This is a genomic window from Microbacterium sp. (assembly GCF_031179285.1).
Classification (GTDB): Bacteria; Actinomycetota; Actinomycetes; order Actinomycetales; family Microbacteriaceae; genus Microbacterium.
Genome location: NZ_JAPSHY010000009.1, coordinates 55,408 through 71,290 on the forward strand (window position 1 = coordinate 55,408; position 15,883 = coordinate 71,290).

Annotated in this window: 16 protein-coding genes; 12 read left to right on the forward strand and 4 right to left on the reverse strand. The window is 69.1% G+C overall.

Annotation, left to right across the window (positions count from 1 at the left end):
- Nucleotides 1-24 precede the first annotated feature (24 nt).
- Together RIN18_RS07695 and putP are read left to right on the forward strand one after the other, a co-directional pair.
- Nucleotides 25-801 carry an NAD(P)H-binding protein gene (locus RIN18_RS07695; RefSeq protein ID WP_309103374.1) on the forward strand — a complete coding sequence of 259 codons (777 nt, stop codon included), beginning with the start codon at nt 25-27 and terminating at the stop codon, nt 799-801.
- A gap of 165 nt (nt 802-966) precedes the next feature.
- Nucleotides 967-2,478 (forward strand): sodium/proline symporter PutP, encoded by a 1,512-nt coding sequence (gene putP, locus RIN18_RS07700; protein WP_309103375.1) that lies wholly within the window; start codon nt 967-969, stop codon nt 2,476-2,478.
- Between the two features lie 115 nt (nt 2,479-2,593).
- Here putP and RIN18_RS07705 read toward each other — a convergent pair whose 3' ends face one another.
- The gene (locus RIN18_RS07705; RefSeq protein ID WP_309103376.1) at nt 2,594-3,631 is read right to left on the reverse strand and encodes an FUSC family protein; all 1,038 of its coding nucleotides are present in this window, start codon (nt 3,629-3,631) and stop codon (nt 2,594-2,596) included.
- A gap of 85 nt (nt 3,632-3,716) precedes the next feature.
- Here RIN18_RS07705 and RIN18_RS07710 point away from each other — a divergent pair, with 85 nt between their 5' ends.
- Both RIN18_RS07710 and RIN18_RS07715 read left to right on the forward strand, forming a co-directional pair.
- Nucleotides 3,717-4,781, forward strand: coding sequence for a DUF998 domain-containing protein (locus RIN18_RS07710; protein ID WP_309103377.1), 1,065 nt, complete (start codon nt 3,717-3,719; stop codon nt 4,779-4,781).
- 84 nt (nt 4,782-4,865) lie between these two features.
- Nucleotides 4,866-5,321: an SRPBCC family protein gene (locus RIN18_RS07715; RefSeq protein WP_309103378.1), complete on the forward strand. Its 456-nt coding sequence runs from the start codon at nt 4,866-4,868 to the stop codon at nt 5,319-5,321.
- Nucleotides 5,322-5,393: 72 nt separating this feature from the next.
- Here the strand turns inward: RIN18_RS07715 and RIN18_RS07720 are convergent, their stop codons facing one another.
- Both RIN18_RS07720 and RIN18_RS07725 read right to left on the reverse strand, forming a co-directional pair.
- Nucleotides 5,394-6,737 (reverse strand): FtsX-like permease family protein, encoded by a 1,344-nt coding sequence (locus RIN18_RS07720; RefSeq protein ID WP_309103379.1) that lies wholly within the window; start codon nt 6,735-6,737, stop codon nt 5,394-5,396.
- The gene (locus RIN18_RS07725; protein ID WP_309103380.1) at nt 6,734-7,486 is read right to left on the reverse strand and encodes an ABC transporter ATP-binding protein; all 753 of its coding nucleotides are present in this window, start codon (nt 7,484-7,486) and stop codon (nt 6,734-6,736) included. The genes RIN18_RS07720 and RIN18_RS07725 overlap by 4 nt, the downstream gene beginning before the upstream one ends.
- Before the next feature lie 124 nt (nt 7,487-7,610).
- On the opposite strand from RIN18_RS07725, the gene RIN18_RS07730 reads away from it, so the two are divergent.
- The 5 genes from RIN18_RS07730 (at nt 7,611) to RIN18_RS07750 (ending at nt 12,832) form a co-directional block, all read left to right on the forward strand.
- Nucleotides 7,611-8,534 carry a histidine kinase gene (locus tag RIN18_RS07730; RefSeq protein WP_309103381.1) on the forward strand — a complete coding sequence of 308 codons (924 nt, stop codon included), beginning with the start codon at nt 7,611-7,613 and terminating at the stop codon, nt 8,532-8,534.
- Complete coding sequence (locus RIN18_RS07735; protein ID WP_309103382.1) at nt 8,468-8,866, forward strand: ATP-binding protein; 399 nt, start codon at nt 8,468-8,470, stop codon at nt 8,864-8,866. The genes RIN18_RS07730 and RIN18_RS07735 overlap by 67 nt, the downstream gene beginning before the upstream one ends.
- Before the next feature lie 3 nt (nt 8,867-8,869).
- A complete protein-coding gene (locus RIN18_RS07740) occupies nt 8,870-9,535 on the forward strand; it encodes a response regulator transcription factor (protein ID WP_309103383.1) in 666 nt (221 codons plus the stop codon).
- A gap of 88 nt (nt 9,536-9,623) precedes the next feature.
- A complete protein-coding gene (locus tag RIN18_RS07745) occupies nt 9,624-9,860 on the forward strand; it encodes a hypothetical protein (RefSeq protein WP_309103384.1) in 237 nt (78 codons plus the stop codon).
- Between the two features lie 92 nt (nt 9,861-9,952).
- Nucleotides 9,953-12,832, forward strand: a complete 2,880-nt coding sequence (locus RIN18_RS07750) for an AAA family ATPase (RefSeq protein WP_309103385.1) — start codon at nt 9,953-9,955, stop codon at nt 12,830-12,832.
- Between the two features lie 202 nt (nt 12,833-13,034).
- Here the strand turns inward: RIN18_RS07750 and RIN18_RS07755 are convergent, their stop codons facing one another.
- Nucleotides 13,035-13,307 (reverse strand): hypothetical protein, encoded by a 273-nt coding sequence (locus RIN18_RS07755; protein ID WP_309103386.1) that lies wholly within the window; start codon nt 13,305-13,307, stop codon nt 13,035-13,037.
- Between the two features lie 105 nt (nt 13,308-13,412).
- On the opposite strand from RIN18_RS07755, the gene RIN18_RS07760 reads away from it, so the two are divergent.
- The 3 genes from RIN18_RS07760 to RIN18_RS07770 all read left to right on the forward strand — a co-directional run bounded on the left by RIN18_RS07760 (nt 13,413) and on the right by RIN18_RS07770 (nt 15,873).
- Complete coding sequence (locus tag RIN18_RS07760) at nt 13,413-13,616, forward strand: cold-shock protein (RefSeq protein WP_102193879.1); 204 nt, start codon at nt 13,413-13,415, stop codon at nt 13,614-13,616.
- Nucleotides 13,617-13,798: 182 nt separating this feature from the next.
- Nucleotides 13,799-14,830 (forward strand): iron-siderophore ABC transporter substrate-binding protein, encoded by a 1,032-nt coding sequence (locus RIN18_RS07765; RefSeq protein WP_309103387.1) that lies wholly within the window; start codon nt 13,799-13,801, stop codon nt 14,828-14,830.
- Entirely contained in the window at nt 14,827-15,873 is a 1,047-nt protein-coding gene (locus tag RIN18_RS07770) for an iron ABC transporter permease (protein ID WP_309103388.1), read from the forward strand. The genes RIN18_RS07765 and RIN18_RS07770 overlap by 4 nt, the downstream gene beginning before the upstream one ends.
- Nucleotides 15,874-15,883 lie beyond the last annotated feature (10 nt).

The following is a 15,883-nucleotide window of genomic DNA, read 5'->3' on the forward strand; positions in this document are numbered from 1 at the left end:
CGACACCTGAAAGGACGACGAATCATGAGCACTCCCATTCTGGTCACCGGCGGCACCGGGAACATCGGACGCCACACCGTCGCGCTGCTGCGCGCCGCAGACCGAGATGTCCGGATTCTCACCAGGAGCTCCCGCGCCTCGCAACCGGGGATTCGCTATGTCCAGGGAGACACGGTCAACAACGTCGGTCTCGACGAGGCGCTCGCGGGTATCGAGACGGTGCTCCATCTCGCGGGCGGCGCCAAGGGTGATGACGTCGCGGCGCGGAACCTCGTCGCGGCGGCTCGCCGCGCGGGAGTCCGACACCTCGTGCTCATCTCGGTGATCGGAGCGGATCGGATGCCGATCGGTTACTTCCGGATGAAGCTCGCCGCCGAGCAGGAATTCGAGCGCAGCGGCATCCCGTGGACCGTGCTCCGGGTGGCTCAGCTCCATGACTTCGTGGTCCCCATCGCGAAGGTGCTGTCGGCGATGCGGATCGCGCCGCGTGGGCTGCGCTTCGAATCGGTCGGCGTGGAGGAGGTGGCCGAGCGGCTGGCCGAGCTCACGCTCAGCGAGCCCGGCGGACGGGTGGCAGACCTCGCCGGCCCCGAGGCGCAGGACGTGCGCGACCTGGTGCGCGCCTTCGACCTGGCGCGTGGGCGCACGCGGAGGCTGCTGCCGCTTCGGATCCCCGGAGCGATCGGCCGCGCCTACCGGGCCGGAGAGAATCTCGCACAGGAAACCGCGCGGCGCGGCGACCAGACCTGGACGGAGTTCCTCGCCGAGCGCGCGACGACCAGGGTCGCGGGTGAGGGCTGAGGGCTGAGGGCTGAGGGCTGAGAGCTGAGGGCTGACGGTCGGCGCCCGGCGTCCGACGGATGCCGGGGGCGCGGCGCGCCGCGGCCGCACTGGCCGACGGCATCCGTCTTTGAGATCATCGGAGCACCACGCGTGCGGTGAGACCCACCGCCGGGAAGGACGCCGATGTCTGACCAGATCTTCACCTTCGCAGCCCTCGGGCTGTACTTCGCCGCGATGCTCCTCATCGGCTACATCGCCTTCCGGCGCACCGCCGACCACGAGGACTACATGCTCGGCGGACGAAACCTGCCGCCGTGGGTGGCCGCGCTCAGCGCCGGCGCCTCCGACATGTCGGGCTGGCTGGTGATGGGTCTTCCCGGAGCGATCTACGTCTCGGGTCTCATCGAGGCGTGGATCGCGATCGGCCTGACCATCGGCGCGTACCTGAACTGGCTCATCGTCGCCCCGCGCCTTCGGGCCTACACGCAGGTCTCGCGCAACTCGATCACGGTGCCGAGCTTCTTCGAGAATCGTCTTCGCGACACCACGCGTCTGCTGCGCATCCTCTCCGGCGTCGTGATCCTCGTCTTCTTCACGCTGTACATCTCCTCGGGGATGGTCGCGGGCGGCGTCTTCTTCGAGAGCTCGTTCAACGGCGACTACCTGACCGGGATGCTGCTCGTGACGGGTGTCACGCTCGCCTACACGCTTTTCGGCGGATTCCTCGGTGCATCCTTCACCGACGTCGTTCAGGGCCTGATGATGGTGATCGCCCTGATCGTCATCCCGATCGCCGCCGTCATCGCCGTCGGCGGATTCGGCGAGATGGGCACAGTGCTCGACGACGCCGCCCCCGGTCACCTTTCTCTGCTGGGCGGCACGGCGCTGACCGGCGGCACGGTGCTGGCCATCGTCTCGTCGCTCGCCTGGGGACTCGGCTACTTCGGTCAGCCGCACATCATCGTGCGCTTCATGGCGCTGCGCAGCCCGCAGCAGGCGAAGAGCGCTCGCCGCATCGGCATCTCATGGATGGTCGTGTCGCTCGCCGGTGCAGTGTTCTCGGGGCTGGTCGGTGTGGCCTACGTCGCCAAATCCGGTTTCGACCTGTCGAACCCCGAGACGGTGGTGCTGATGATGTCGCAGACGCTGCTGCATCCGTTCGTCGCCGGTCTCGTGCTGGCCGCGGTCCTCGCGGCGATCATGAGCACGATCTCGAGCCAGCTGATCGTGAGCTCGTCGGCCCTTGTCGAAGACCTCTATCGGGTGCTGCGCAAGGATCCACCCGAGTCGAAGCGGCTCGTCCTGATGGGGCGCATCGCCGTGCTGCTCGTCGCCGTGGTCGCGGCGGTCCTGGCGATCAGCCCGAACGAGACGATCCTCGAACTCGTCTCCTTCGCCTGGGCGGGATTCGGCGCGGCATTCGGGCCGATCATCCTGCTGAGCCTGTTCTGGCGGAAGCTCACCAACTGGGGCGCGCTGGCGGGCATGTTCGTGGGAGCCGCGACGGTGTTCATCTGGAAGGCGCTGAACACCGGGCTCTACGAGCTGCTCCCCGCCTTTGTGCTTGCCTTCGTCGCCGCTGTCGTTGTGAGCCTGTTCACCTACAAGCACGACGACGAGATCCAGCAGGAGTTCACCGACACCGGCACGATGGTCGCCCTGCCGCAGCCGCGTGCCGTCGGCGACACCCCCTGACCACGGCGTCGTCCGCCGCGAGCGCACGAACCGCCCTTCCCGAGGCTCGCGAAGGGCGGTTCGTGCGTTCTCGATGACGCGAGATCGAAGTGGCCGACGCGAAGAGGCAGTCGCGTCAGTCATCTCCGACGAGCTGACTTCGGATGCGGCGGAGATCCTCCATCAGTGACCCCACGAGGACCCAGTGCGCCGACGCCGGAGGGCGCACGACCAGGGGTGCGGTCAGCGCCGGGATCGCCGACGTCAGCGTCTCGGGCTCCGGCGAGACGTCCGCGATCTGCACGGCGAGGCGCACGTCGTGACCTGCGCGACGCAACTGCTCGGCGATCGCGGCGATCGCGGGCTCATGGCCGAGCGAGTCGTCGTAGTGGTCGAAGTACGCTCGGGTCATCCCGATCACCTGGGTCACGATCGGCGACAGCCGCTCCAGCAGTTGCTTCATCTCGCGGAGCTCTGCGCGGTGGGTCGACCGTCTCGGATTCAGTGTCAGCGATTCCTCGCCCGCCGTGATGGATGCCTCCGCCGCATCCCTCATCGGGCGCAGCAGCCGCGCTTCGAGCATGATCTCCTGCAGCTCTGCCGGTGTCTGCACGGATGGCAGTGCATCGGCCAGACGATCCAGGCTCGCGGCGAGTTCGCCGCCGAGCAGCCCGATGTCGCGCCGCGCCGGCGCGACCAGCACCGGGGGGACGATCAGCGCGTTGACGACGATCCCGATGACCACACCGATGAGCGTCTCGGCGATACGTGCGAACGCGTACTCCGGGCTGGACGAGCCGAGGGCGAGCACGAGCATCGCCGATATCGCCACCTGATTGCCTGTGCCCGGTGTCGCCCGCAGCACCCAGGCGGCGAGCATCGCGACCACGATCGCGAGCAGGACGATCCAGCTGGGCGAGCCGAGGAGCAGCCCGAGGGCGACCGCGATGATGACGCCCATGATGACGCCGATGCTGCGCTCCAGCGCCTTCGACAGCGACTGGTTGACGCTCGGCTGCACGACCAGAAGGGCGGCGATCGCGGCGAACACCGGCAGCTGGCCGGGAAATGCCCAGCCGGCGAGCAGCCACGCGGCGATCGTCGCCGCGGCGGATTTGACCACCTGCAGCAGCGGAGCCCGCTTCGAGGCTCGGACGCTGACCGGGATGCGCATGTGGGCAACGGTACTCGCGGGGCGACCCGCTCGTCGCCCGATGTGGGAGCGACACGTCGTCGGCCGCCCATGCTTCGATGGAGGCATGGATCAGGCACAACGGCTGCGGCAGGAGACCAGGGCGATCTGGGCGACGGCACTGTGCTTCGTCGTGGGCACCCTCGCAGGAACGCTGCTGCTTCGCGGCGTGCCGCGACCGCTGGCCGGCGACGGATCCGTCGTGCTTCCGGTCGCGGTCGTCGCCGCGGTCTGCGCAGCCGCGGCATTCGTCGTCTCGACCCTGATGCACCGCCGTGGTGAGACCGGACGGATGCCGCGCTGGCAGGCGCAGGCGTCGGATGCCTCAGCGGTGGCGCTCACTATCGCCTTCGCCGGCGTCACCGCGATGGGAGTGCTGCTGGCGGGCGAGATCCTCGGCGTCGGACTGCAGGGCGTCGAGCTCCCGGCGGTAGGCGGGGGTGTGCTCGCCGGTGTCGCGAGTGCGATGGGCGGGCGATTCGCCTTCGGCGCCGGCGTGGGCCTGCGCACTGCAGACCTTGCCGGGCTCCTGTTCGCGTACCTCGTGATCGGCACGCTCTTCGCGATGCTCACCGCGGCCGATCCGCGCTGGTGGGAGCTCAACTTCTCGCAGCTCGGCGCGGGCGCCGGCGCCTGGGCCTTCAACGGCACCCTCGTCGTCGCAGGACTCCTCGTGGCGACCGTCGGATCGTACATCGGGCGGGATCTTCATCGACTGCGGGGCGATGCGGCGCTGCGCCGCATCGGATGGGTGGTGGCGCTCTGGGCCTTCGCCGGGGTGCTGCTCGCGGCCGTCGGACTGCTGCCCCTTCACCTCACGCCGATCCCGCACAACATCTCGGCCTTCGGTGCACTCGCGCTTTTCGCCGCCGCGGGAGCGGCCACGACGTTCACGATCCCGAACGCCCCGAGGGCGCTCGTCATCACCACCATCGCCATCGCGATCCTCATCGCGGCGGCGGTCATGCTCTCGATGGTGTTCCGGCTCTTCTCGATCACGGCGCTGGAGGCGATCGTCATCGGACTGGGCCTGGTGTGGATGACCACTCTCGTGCGCATCCTCGCTGTCATCGTCCCCGAAGAATCGCGGCCATCGCTGCGTGCCACGCTTCTGCGACCGGCGGCTCGCTAAACGCAGGTTGCGCGGATGTCAACCCGGTCGCCGAACTCGTCAAGCTGGTGCTGAATGGACGGACCAGACAGTGAGGAGCATCCCGTGGTGCAGATCATCGAGACCATCGACGTCGACGTGCCCATCCGGACGGCGTACAACCAATGGACCCAGTTCGAGAGCTTCCCCGAGTTCCTGGACGAGGTCGAATCCATCACCCAGATCGACGACACCCACACGCGGTGGAAGATCAACGTCGGCGGCGCGACGCGAGAGTTCGACGCCGAGATCACCGAGCAGCATCCCGACGAACGCGTGGCATGGAACAGCATCGGCGGGGAGACTGAGCACGCCGGTGTGGTCACGTTCCACAAGCTGACCGAGACCTCGACCCGCGTGACCGTGCAGATCGACTGGGAGCCGGAAGGCCTGCTCGAGAAGGTCGGTTCGCTCGTGGGAGTCGGGTCGCACGCCGTGAAGAAGGACATGAAGAACTTCAAGGAGTTCATCGAGAGCCGTGGGGTCGAGACCGGCTCCTGGCGCGGCGACGTCGACCAGTAACCGCGACGACACGAGAGGCCCGCGCCCCTGCCGACGGCTGGTGGCGCGGGCCTCTCGCGCGTCAGGGGCGGGTCAGATCGCGGCCAGCCGCGACGCCACCGGTTCGCGCAACCGCATCATCACCGGGATCGTCGTCGCGAGCACCGTGAGCCCGAGCCCGATCAGGGCGAGCGGCCCCGCGACCCCTGGATCGATGACGGGGACGGCCAGGGTGAACCGCGAGAGCGCGACGATGCTCACCAGGGCGGTGGCGAGCATCACCGTCAGCGCGAGCAGCAGCGCGGTCACGACGTGGATCAGCGCCTGCCACAGGGCCGAGCAGATCACGGTGGCGTCGGACGCGCCCCCCGCGCGCAGCAGCGCCTGCTCGTGTCCCTGCGTGCGGTTGCTCATGAACACCACCACCGCCGCCCCCACCGCGGCGAGGCCGATCGGTCCGCCGGCGATCAGCAGCACCTGCGGGACGCTGAGGGTCGCGAGGTTCTGACCGCCCGCGAGGAACGATGCGTTCGTCGTCGCGGCCATGGTGAACAGTCCGCCGACGAGCGCGGTGCCCGCGAACAGGGGCGTGATGGATGCCGTGCTGCGCGAGAGGTGATAACGCGCCTGATGCCGCGCCAGATACCACGATGACGACGCCGAGGCCGGGATGATCGACGTCCAGGCGTGCAGGATGAGCGGGTACAGCGCGGGGCCCGCGGCGAGCAGCGGAACGGTCAGGTACACCGGGATGAGCACGGACTGCGACATGAAGGATCCACGATCCGAGGTGCCGAGCACCGATGCCAGACCGGATGCCGCGCCGATCGACACGATGAGCAGCATCGCCCAGCGCCACCAGCGCATCCGTTTCGCCGAGGTCTCGGGTTCGCGCAGCGCCGCCAGGGGAGAGCCTCGTCCCGCACCGCGCGCGGCGCGGAGGCCGCCGATCAGCGAGACTGCGGCGGTGAGCGGCACGACGACCACGAACGTGAGCGCTCCCGTGACGATCTCCACCTCGCTCAGCGGGGACTGAGAGTTGAAGCCCGCCCGGATGAGGGGCGCCGCGGCCAACGGCGTCGCAGCGAATCCGATGATTCCGCCGATGACACCGGCGGCCGCCAGCTGAAGGCGCACGACCGACGACGCCTGCGACGGCGACACCCCGGCGAGTTGCCAGCGCGCGTAGGAGGCTCGCCCGAGATCGACGGCGAGACGCGCGACGGCCGCCACCACGGCCATGCCGCTGGGTATGGCGAAAAGCAGGACGGTGCCTCCGAGGCTGTTGAACGCCTCTTGAAGATCGCCCGCGCGCGCTCCCGTCTCGAGGGCACTGAGTCCGATTCCCGCGGCCACGGCGAGAACGGCGCCGAGCAGGACCACACCGATCCACGCGGCCCAGCCGGAGCGCAATTCGGCGATCATCAGCCGGTTCATGCCGCACCCCGATCGCGCACCGACTCGCCGCGGGTGGCGGCGAGGATGTCCAGCGCCGAGGGGCGAAGCAGGATCTCGACGATTGCACCGTCTCGCAGCACGATGGTGCGGTCCGCGCGAGCAGCAGCATCCAGATCGTGGGTGACCAGCACGACGCTCCGGTCGGCGCCGGCGTAGGAGCGAAGCAGGTTCAAGACATCCGCCCCGGTCGCCGAGTCCAAGGCGCCGGTCGGCTCGTCGGCGAAGACGATGGGCGGCTCGGCCGCCAGAACCCGGGCGATCGCCACCCGTTGCTGCTGCCCCCCCGACAGCGCTCCAGGGCGCTTGCGTTCGTGCCCGCTCAGTCCGACCGCTGCCAGCGCCGCCGCCGTGTCGGGCCGGCTGCGGCGGGCGAGGCGAGCGGGAAGGGCGACGTTCTCCTGCACGGTGAGCGAGGGGATCAGGTTGTAGCTCTGGAACACGAAGCCGATCCGGTCTCGGCGCAGACGCGCGAGCCGAGCGGGGGAGGCTCTGTCGATCCGCTCGCCGCCGACCGCGATCGCTCCCGCGTCCGGTCGCTCCAGTCCCGCGAGGCAGTACATGAGCGTGGACTTGCCCGATCCGCTCTGGCCGACGATGCTGACCATCTCGCCGGGGAGGACGTCGAGGTCGATTCCGCGCAGGACGTCGACCCGCGCCCCGCCGTCGAGGGGAAAGCTCTTGGTGATGCCGCGGGCGGTGAGGGCGGCGCCCGGAAGGAGATCTGTCATGGTCCCATCACAGCCGGGCCCGGTCGACCGCGCAGCGGAGCAGGCACGACCGCGCAGGTAGCGTCAGCGCTACTTCCGCGCCAGGGAAGGCCCGGTCACCGCACGGTCTGCGTAGTCTGAGCTGGTGCGAGCGACGACGGTATGGCAGGCGCTGATGCTGCCGCCGTGGCGGCTGTTCGTCACTCGCTGGCCGTGGGTGGCCCTGCTCTATGCGATCTCCGGCGTGCTGATGACAGTCGTGCTCGTTCCCGCGCTGATTCTCACGCTGGTCGCCCTTCCTCTGTGGGGCATGCTCGCCGCCGTCTTCGAGCGCAAGCGGCTGCGCCTGCTCGGTGCAGAGCGCCCGGCAAGCGCGCATGTCAGCGTCCCGCCCGGTGAACGGCACCATTGGCTGACGATCCGTCTCACGGAGCCGGCGACCTGGCGCGAGACGCTGGCGATGCTCGGGGGCATCGTCTTCGGAGCGGTGAACCTGTGCTCGCTGTTCGCCCAGGCGGTCATCCTCATCGTTCTCGTGGTGCTGCCGCTCCAGGCTCGGGTCGCACCCGTCGATGTGCTGGTGTTCGCCGATCTGCGGATGCGCCTCGGCCCGGGAGACTGGTGGATGCCGCTGCTGCTGCTGCCCGTCTTCCTCGCGGTCGCCGCCTACATGAACCTCGCGCTCGCCGCCGCGCAGGGCGTTTACGTGCGCTGGCTCCTCGACCCACGTGCCGACGAGATCGATGCCCGCGTCGCGCAGCTGACGCGCTCTCGCGCGGCCATCGTCACCGCCCACGAGAGCGAGCGCCGCCGCATCGAGCGCGATCTGCACGACGGCGTCCAGCAGGAGCTCGTGGGGATCGCCGGCGTCTCGGGATCCTCGACCTCGAGCTGGCAGCGGGGGATCCGACCGCCGCGCGCACCGCGCTGCAGCAGGCGCAGGATCAGACGGAGCGTGCGCTGGAGATGCTCAGGCAGACCGTACGCGGCATCCATCCCGCCGTGCTCACCGATCACGGCATCGGTGCGGCGCTCGACGAACTCGCCGGCCGCACCGCGATCCCGCTGACCATCGACGGCGCCGGCATCCCGAGGTTCACAGCCGAGGCCGAAGCCGCCGCGTATTTCTTCGTCGCCGAGGCGATCACCAATGCCACCAAGCACACCACGGCGACGCGCGTGCGGGTGCGACTGGATGCCGTCACCGGCGGGTGGCGCGTCACCGTGTCGGACGACGGTCGAGGGGGAGCCGACCCGCAGCGGGGCACGGGCCTGCAGGGCATCATCGAGCGGGCGGAGGCGCTGGGCGCGTCGGTGCGCGTCTCGAGTCCCGCCGGCGGTCCGACGGAGTTGTCGTTGCACCTGCCGGACGGGCTCGCGCGAGCTGCGGAAGGTCGCTGAGTCATGCGCATCCTCCTGGCCGACGACGCCACGCTCCTGCGAGAAGCCCTCACCGCTCTGCTCGACCGTCTCGGGCACGACGTGGTCGCTGCGGCCTCGTCGGCGACCGAGCTCATCACAGCGCACCGAGCGCTCGCACCGCCTCCGGACCTCGTCGTCACGGATGTCCGGATGCCGCCTGGCGGGGCCGATGACGGGCTGCGCGCCGCCCTCGATATCCGCGCGAGGCAGCCGCGCCAACCGGTTCTCGTACTGTCGCAGTACCTCGCCGACCGCTACGCGAGGGAGCTGCTCACCCTGCCGGAGGGCGGGGTGGGCTATCTACTGAAGGAACGGGTGAACCGCGTGTCGGATTTCGACACGGCGCTGCGGGCCGTCGCCGCAGGAGGCACGGTCATCGATCCCGAGGTGACGCGTCATCTGCTCCGGGCTCGCGAACCCGGGCCGCTGGCAGGCCTCACAGCTCGAGAGCGCGAGGTTCTCGGACTCATGGCCGACGGCGCCTCGAACAGTGAGATCGCCGGCCGCCTCTTTCTCAGTGTCGCCGCCGTCCGCAAGCACGTCGGCAACATCTTCGCCGGTCTCGGTCTTCAGCCCGCCGACGAGAACCGCCGCGTCCGCGCGATCCTCGTCTACCTCCAGAGCGCGCCGGATCAGAGCATGGAGTGAGCCGAAGATAGGGCATTCGTCCGATGTCGTCGGGGTACCTCAGAGCGGACTCTAGGGATAGAGCAGAACGCTGAGAAGGAGACCCACCATGTACGAACACCCCTATCTCGCCTACCGTGCCACCGAACTCGACCTCGAGCAGCTGGAGCGGGCGGCAGAGCACCGCCGCTTCATCGAGGAGCACGCCGATCAGATCATCCGCCGCCCTGAGGGCGCGTTCCGTCGCGCCGTCCGTCGGATGACGGGCGGCGCCCGCCGCGCGGCGGCCGCCCCCGCGGCCCCGCGGTGCGCCGAGGGAGTGTGCGAGCTGGCGCTGGCTCGTTGACCCTCGCACAGGCGGAGCCGTCTTCTGCAGCGGTGACGGTCGCGCTGTCTCGAAACGCCCCCGATGTCGGAAGGGAGTGGGACGATGAGTTCATGCTCCCTTCCGTGTCCAGCGCGGTGATGGTCGGCCGCGACGCCGACCTGGCGCTGCTGCACGAGCATTTCTCGCGCGCGGCCGAGGGCACGCCGACGGCCGTCCTCGTCGAGGGCGAGGCGGGCATCGGGAAGTCCCGGCTGCTGCGTGAGTTCGGCGACCGGATCGCGACCCGCGCCGACGTGCACGTCGGCTGGTGCCTGGATCTCGGCTCGGCGCGGAGCCCTTACGGCCCCCTGACCGGCATCCTTCGCTCCCTGGTCGCGCTGCTGGGGATCGAGCAGTCCCGCGCGGCCGTCGGTATCGGTACCGAGGCACTCGGGATGCTGCTCCCCGAGCTCGTCGACACCCCCGCCGACCGTGAGCGCACCAGCCCGGAGCGCCTGCGCGACGCCATCGCAACTCTGATCGAGGCGGCGGCCGATCGTGCCCCTCAGGTGCTGATCGTCGAAGACATCCACTGGGCCGACGATTCCACCCTCGCGATGCTGTCGTTCCTGTTGCGCTCCCTCGCGCGGGGCCGCATCCTGCTGGTGATCAGCTGCCGCACCGACGACATCCGTCGAGGCGATGCCGTGAGCGGATTCATCGGCGAGGCGAGCAGGGCGAGGCTGCTCGAGCGTGTGGCGCTCAAGCGGCTCGATGACGGCGCAGTGCGCCGGCTCGCCGAGCAGCTGACCGGTCTCGCCCTCACCGACAGTGCCCTGTCGCGGATGCAGGAGCGCGCCGAGGGTGTGCCCTTCTTCATCGAGGAGATCGCCTGTTGCGCGTCCGGCCCGCTGCCCGATCGTCTTCGCGATCTGCTGCTCGGCCGCTTCGACCGGCTCAGCGACGACGCCAGACGCGTGGTGCAGGTCGCTTCGGGATCGGAGCGCGTGATCTCGCATGCGCTGCTCTCCGAGTTGGTCGACTTGCCGCCGACCCGGCTGGACGAGTCCCTGCGCGAGGCGACACACAGCGGGATCATCGTCGTGGTCGACGACGGCTACCGCTTCCGCCACGCCCTCCTGCGCGAGGCCGTGCACGACGATCTGCTCCCCGGCGAGCGTTCCCGCCTTCACCGCGCATACGCCGAAGCGCTCGAAGCCCGATCGGAGGCCGCTGGCGGCAGCGACGCGGCCGCGCTCGCGTATCACTGGCAGCTGGCGCAGGATGACCGTCGCGCACTCACTGCTGCGGTGACGGCGATGGGGCACGCGAAAGCGCGTTACGCGTTCGCGAGCGCCGCCCGTTTCGGCGAACTCGCGCTCGAACTGTGGCCGCGCGTTCCGGATGCCGCCGAGGCCGCCGGTACCGGGCGCATCGCGCTTCTGGGACAGCTCGGCTCGATCCTGCGCAACGCCGGTGACAGTGAGCGTGCGCTGGCCGTGGTCAACATCGCGCTCGGTGACATCGCAGAGGCCCCCGCCGATCCCTGCACCCACGCGCGCCTGCTGCGAGACAAGGCTCTGTATCTGACCCAGCTGGGCCGTCCGGGTCCCATCGAGCTGCTCGAAGAGGCGCTCGCCGTGCTCAAGACCGAGGGCGGAGACGATCGTCTGCGCGCGACGATCCTCAATCACCTCGCCAGCAGGAACATGATCGCCGGTCATCGGCAGAAGGCTCTCGGCATCGCCGCGCAGGCGGAGGAGTACGCAGAACGTGCCGGGTCGCAGACCGAGCTCTCGGTCGCGAGCAACGTGCGCGGAGCCTGCCTCATCCATATGGGTGACGTGGCCGGTGGCATCGCGGCCTACGACACCGCGCGGGAGCGGGCGGGCGACACGAGCGCGGAGCTGCGCTACCGCGTGAACTTCTCCGACACGCTCACGCTGCTCGGTCGCTATCGCGAAGCCGTCGACGTCGCGGAGGAAGGACTCGTGCGGGCGCGCGCCTTCGGCGTCGAGCGAACATCCGGGGCGATCCTCACCCAGAACATGATGGTGCCGCTTCTCGAACTCGGGTTCATCGAGCGGGTCGAGCGCCTGCTCGCCCGCGATCTGCAGAACAGTCCGCCGCGGGTCTTCCGCATGTACACGACGATGTCGCGGGTGCGCGTGCTGGCGTGGAGGGGGCGGCCGGACGAAGCGGCCGAACTGCTGCGCGAGTGGCGGCCGGCGTTCCTCGAGACCGGGGCGGTGGAACGCCAGATCTGGTACGACCGCTTCGTGATGGAGGTCGCGGTCGCCGAGAGCGCCGGCGATCACGAAGGGGCGCTGCGCGCGATCCTCGACATGCTTCGCGAAGACGGCCCGGTGCTCCTGCATCAGCGCCGCCTGCTGCTGGAGGCCGGGTGGGTCATCGCCGAGCTGAGGGCGAAGGACACAGGCGTCGCAGACGCCGTAAACGCCATCCGATCCGCGTGGGACGGTCAGCCAGAGCAGCTGCGCGGAGGCTCATGGGCGTCGATACTCGACGCGCTGCTCGCGCCGTCCGAATCGGCGCTGCGCGTCGCGGTGACGGCAGCCGACGGCGATGACGTGCCGATGCTCTTCCGGGCCATCACCAGGCTGGAACTCGGTCGGTTCCTGGTACGGGACGACGACCGGGCCGCTGCCGGTGTGGTGCTCGCAGAGGCGACAGCGATCGCCGAGCAGCTCGGTCACGCGCAGCTCCGCACAGCCGTCAGCTCCTTCGCCGGCGCAGCGGGGCTTGCCCCGAGTGCGGATGCGGTCGCCGCCGAGCGCGACCACCAGCTCACGGCCAGGGAGCAGCAGGTGCTCGATCTCATCGCCGAAGGGCTCAGCAACCGCCAGATCGGCGAACGCCTCTACATCAGCGTGAAGACGGTGAGCGTGCACGTGTCAGCCGTGCTTCGCAAACTCGGAGTCAGCACCCGAACCGAAGCGGCGCTCGCGGCGCAGCGAAGAGCCGAGGCCGGCGATCTCGTCGTCAGCTGAGTCCCTCGGTGCCGGCTTCACGGAGAACGGCCGGTTCGGATTCGGCTCCGACGTGCTACTGTGGATGCGTCCCTCCTACCGGAGGCTTCATACATCACCGGCCCGCGAACGCATTGTGCGACGTGTGTGGCCCTATACCTGGATCCGAATCTCTGTGCACCGCTCGGTTCGGCACGGATCCCACCGAAAGCTTCTTCACTTGTCATACGCAGTCGGCTGCGGTGCATGCGCACCCAGCCAAGAACTCCACTGGCGCGACGCCGACGTCGACGTCCGAGTGGCCACCCGAGCCGGCGAATACGCCGGCCACATCGTCGTCGAGTTCGACGGCGTCTCCGCCTTCGGCGCGCGCGGTGAGCACCTCGGTCATCACGATTCCGCGCTCGACGCCGAAGCCGCCGTCGCGGCATCGGTCTCGGCTGTGCTCGTCGCCGCCCACCCCGGCGCTGAAGGCCACGTGCTCAGCGCCCCTCATTCCGTCGCCTCGCTACACGAGAGCGTCCCCGCACGTGCCCGCCGGAGGTTCCGGCGCGGCGCTCAAGGCCGTGCAAACGGCCCGATCAACAGAAAGAAGAAACACATGGCCACTGGCACTGTGAAATGGTTCAACTCGGAAAAGGGCTTCGGCTTCATCGCTCCCGATGACGGCTCGGACGATCTTTTCGCCCACTTCTCGGCTATCTCCGGCTCTGGCTTCAAGGAGCTCCGCGAGAACCAGAAGGTCGAATTCGACGCTGAGCGTGGCCCCAAGGGCATGCAGGCTGCGAACATTCGCCCGCTCTGAATGCGAGAGAGTCGCTCCGAGTCTGACCTCTGAGCGCTTCAAGCCGGTCGTTGCCTTCGGGCAGCGGCCGGCTTTTCGCATACCTGGGAGTGAGGTCACCCTAAGCTCTGATAAATTAGGGCAGGCTTACCAAATCTGGCGCATCCGCGCCCTCTCCCGACCCTTACCCGAAGGGAACGCCTGTGCGTACCTCCCGACTCCTCGCCCTCGGTGCCGCCGCCGCTCTCACTCTCGGTCTTGCGGCCTGTTCCACCCCGAACGCCGGCCCCGGTTCCGTCCAGGGCACGGCGAATCCGGCATCCGACGACGCCTTCCCGGTGACGGTGGAACACGCCTTCGGCGAGACCACCATCCCCGAGAAGCCGGAGCGTGTCGCGACCGTCGCCTGGGCGAATCACGAGGTGCCGCTCGCCCTCGGCATCGTGCCGGTCGGCATGAGCAAGGCCACCTGGGGTGACGATGACGGCGACGGGGTGCTGCCCTGGGTCGAGGACAAGCTCGAAGAGCTCGACGCCGAGACCCCGGTCCTGTTCGATGAGACCGACGGCATCGACTACGAGGCCGTCGCCGACACGCGTCCCGACGTCATCCTCGCCTCTTACTCGGGTCTCACCGAAGAGGAATACGACAAGCTCTCCAAGATCGCTCCCGTCGTCGCCTACCCCGAGATCCAGTGGGCGACATCGGTCGACGACATGATCACCATGAATTCGACGGCTGTCGGTCTCGCGGAGGAGGGCGAGGCGCTGATCGAGGAGCTTCGGGCCGAGACGGATGCAGCGCTGGAAGCGCACAGCGCACTCAAGGACAAGAAGCTGCTGTTCGCCTCCATCGACCCGAACGACCTCAGCCAGATCCTCTACTACACGGCGATCGACACGCGTCCCGGATTCCTCCACGACATCGGCCTGCCCCTCCCGCAGATCGTCGAGGACAACAGCGACAGCGAACAGTTCTACCTCTCCGTCAGCTCCGAGGAGGCCGAGCTCTTCGCCGACGTCGACGTCTTCGTCAGCTACGGAGACGAGTCGACCGTCCCGCTCCTGCAGGCCGACCCGCTGCTGTCCAAGATCCCCGCGATCGCGGAGGGACGCATCGCCGTGCTCGGTGACGCGACACCGCTCGCGGCATCCGCCAACCCGTCGCCGCTGTCGATCTCGTGGGGGATCGACGAGTACTTCGCCGCACTCGAAGCGCCGCTGATCTCCGAGTGACCGCACTCGCCCCGACCACCTCACCGGGCGCCGCCGACCTGCGGCGTCCGGTGAGCGCGCGCACCCTCTGGCTGCTCGCGGGGGTCGGGGTCGTCATCGCCGCGTCGCTGCTGTCGGTGTCGTTCGGGGTGCGTGCGGTGAGCGCCGAAGACATCGTGGCCGCTCTCGGCGGACACTCCGACACCGTCGAGCAGGCGGCGATCCTCAAGCGCATCCCGCGTACCGTGCTGGCGATCGTCGTCGGCGCGGCCCTCGCACTCTCGGGTGCCACGATGCAGGCGGTCACGCGCAATCCGGTCGCCGAACCCGGCATCCTCGGCATCTCGAACGGCGCTTCCCTCTTCGTCGTCATCGGCATCGCCTTCTTCGGTCTCGCCGACACGTGGGGCTACATCCTCGTCGCTGTCATCGGCGCGGCAGCCGCCGGGATCTTCGTCTACACGGTGGGCTCGATGGGGCGCGGGGGAGCGACGCCGCTCAAGCTCGCCCTCGCCGGAGCCGCCACGTCGGCCGCGTTCGCATCGTTGATCAGCGCGATCATGCTGCCCCGGGTGGATCTGCTGCAGGTGTTCCAGTCCTGGCAGATCGGCGGCGTCGGCGGCGCGGACTGGCCGAAGATCGCCGTGCTCACGCCGGTGCTCGCCGCGGGCGCGCTGATCTGCTTCCTCTCTTCGCGCGGCATGAACTCGCTGGCACTCGGTGACGACATGGCCGCAGGCCTCGGCGAGCACGTCAACCGGACCCGGCTGCTGTCCGCCATCGGATCCGTCATCCTGGCGGGAGCCGCCACGGCGGTCGCCGGGCCGATCGGTTTCGTCGGACTCGTGGTTCCTCACGTCTGCCGCATGCTCATCGGCACCGATCACCGCTGGCTGCTGCCGTTCTCGGCGGTCGCGGGCTCGGCGCTCCTCGTGCTGAGCGATGTGATCGGCCGTGTCGTGTCGCCCACGTCCGAGGAGTTGCAGGTGGGCATCGTCACGGCGATCATCGGGGCGCCGTTCTTCATCTGGATCGTCCGCCGGCAGAAGGTGCGTGAGCTGTGAGCGCCGTGTC

Excerpts from the sequence above, each read along its gene's own strand:
- RIN18_RS07750 (WP_309103385.1), top strand. The coding sequence starts at position 9,953 with ATGCTCCCTTCCGTGTCCAGCGCGGTGATGGTCGGCCGCGACGCCGAC.
- RIN18_RS07705 (WP_309103376.1), bottom strand. The coding sequence starts at position 3,631 with ATGCGCATCCCGGTCAGCGTCCGAGCCTCGAAGCGGGCTCCGCTGCTG.
- putP (WP_309103375.1), top strand. The coding sequence starts at position 967 with ATGTCTGACCAGATCTTCACCTTCGCAGCCCTCGGGCTGTACTTCGCC.
- RIN18_RS07695 (WP_309103374.1), top strand. The coding sequence starts at position 25 with ATGAGCACTCCCATTCTGGTCACCGGCGGCACCGGGAACATCGGACGC.
- RIN18_RS07745 (WP_309103384.1), top strand. The coding sequence starts at position 9,624 with ATGTACGAACACCCCTATCTCGCCTACCGTGCCACCGAACTCGACCTC.
- RIN18_RS07755 (WP_309103386.1), bottom strand. The coding sequence starts at position 13,307 with ATGAGGGGCGCTGAGCACGTGGCCTTCAGCGCCGGGGTGGGCGGCGAC.
- RIN18_RS07760 (WP_102193879.1), top strand. The coding sequence starts at position 13,413 with ATGGCCACTGGCACTGTGAAATGGTTCAACTCGGAAAAGGGCTTCGGC.
- RIN18_RS07725 (WP_309103380.1), bottom strand. The coding sequence starts at position 7,486 with ATGACAGATCTCCTTCCGGGCGCCGCCCTCACCGCCCGCGGCATCACC.
- RIN18_RS07720 (WP_309103379.1), bottom strand. The coding sequence starts at position 6,737 with ATGAACCGGCTGATGATCGCCGAATTGCGCTCCGGCTGGGCCGCGTGG.
- RIN18_RS07740 (WP_309103383.1), top strand. The coding sequence starts at position 8,870 with ATGCGCATCCTCCTGGCCGACGACGCCACGCTCCTGCGAGAAGCCCTC.
- RIN18_RS07710 (WP_309103377.1), top strand. The coding sequence starts at position 3,717 with ATGGATCAGGCACAACGGCTGCGGCAGGAGACCAGGGCGATCTGGGCG.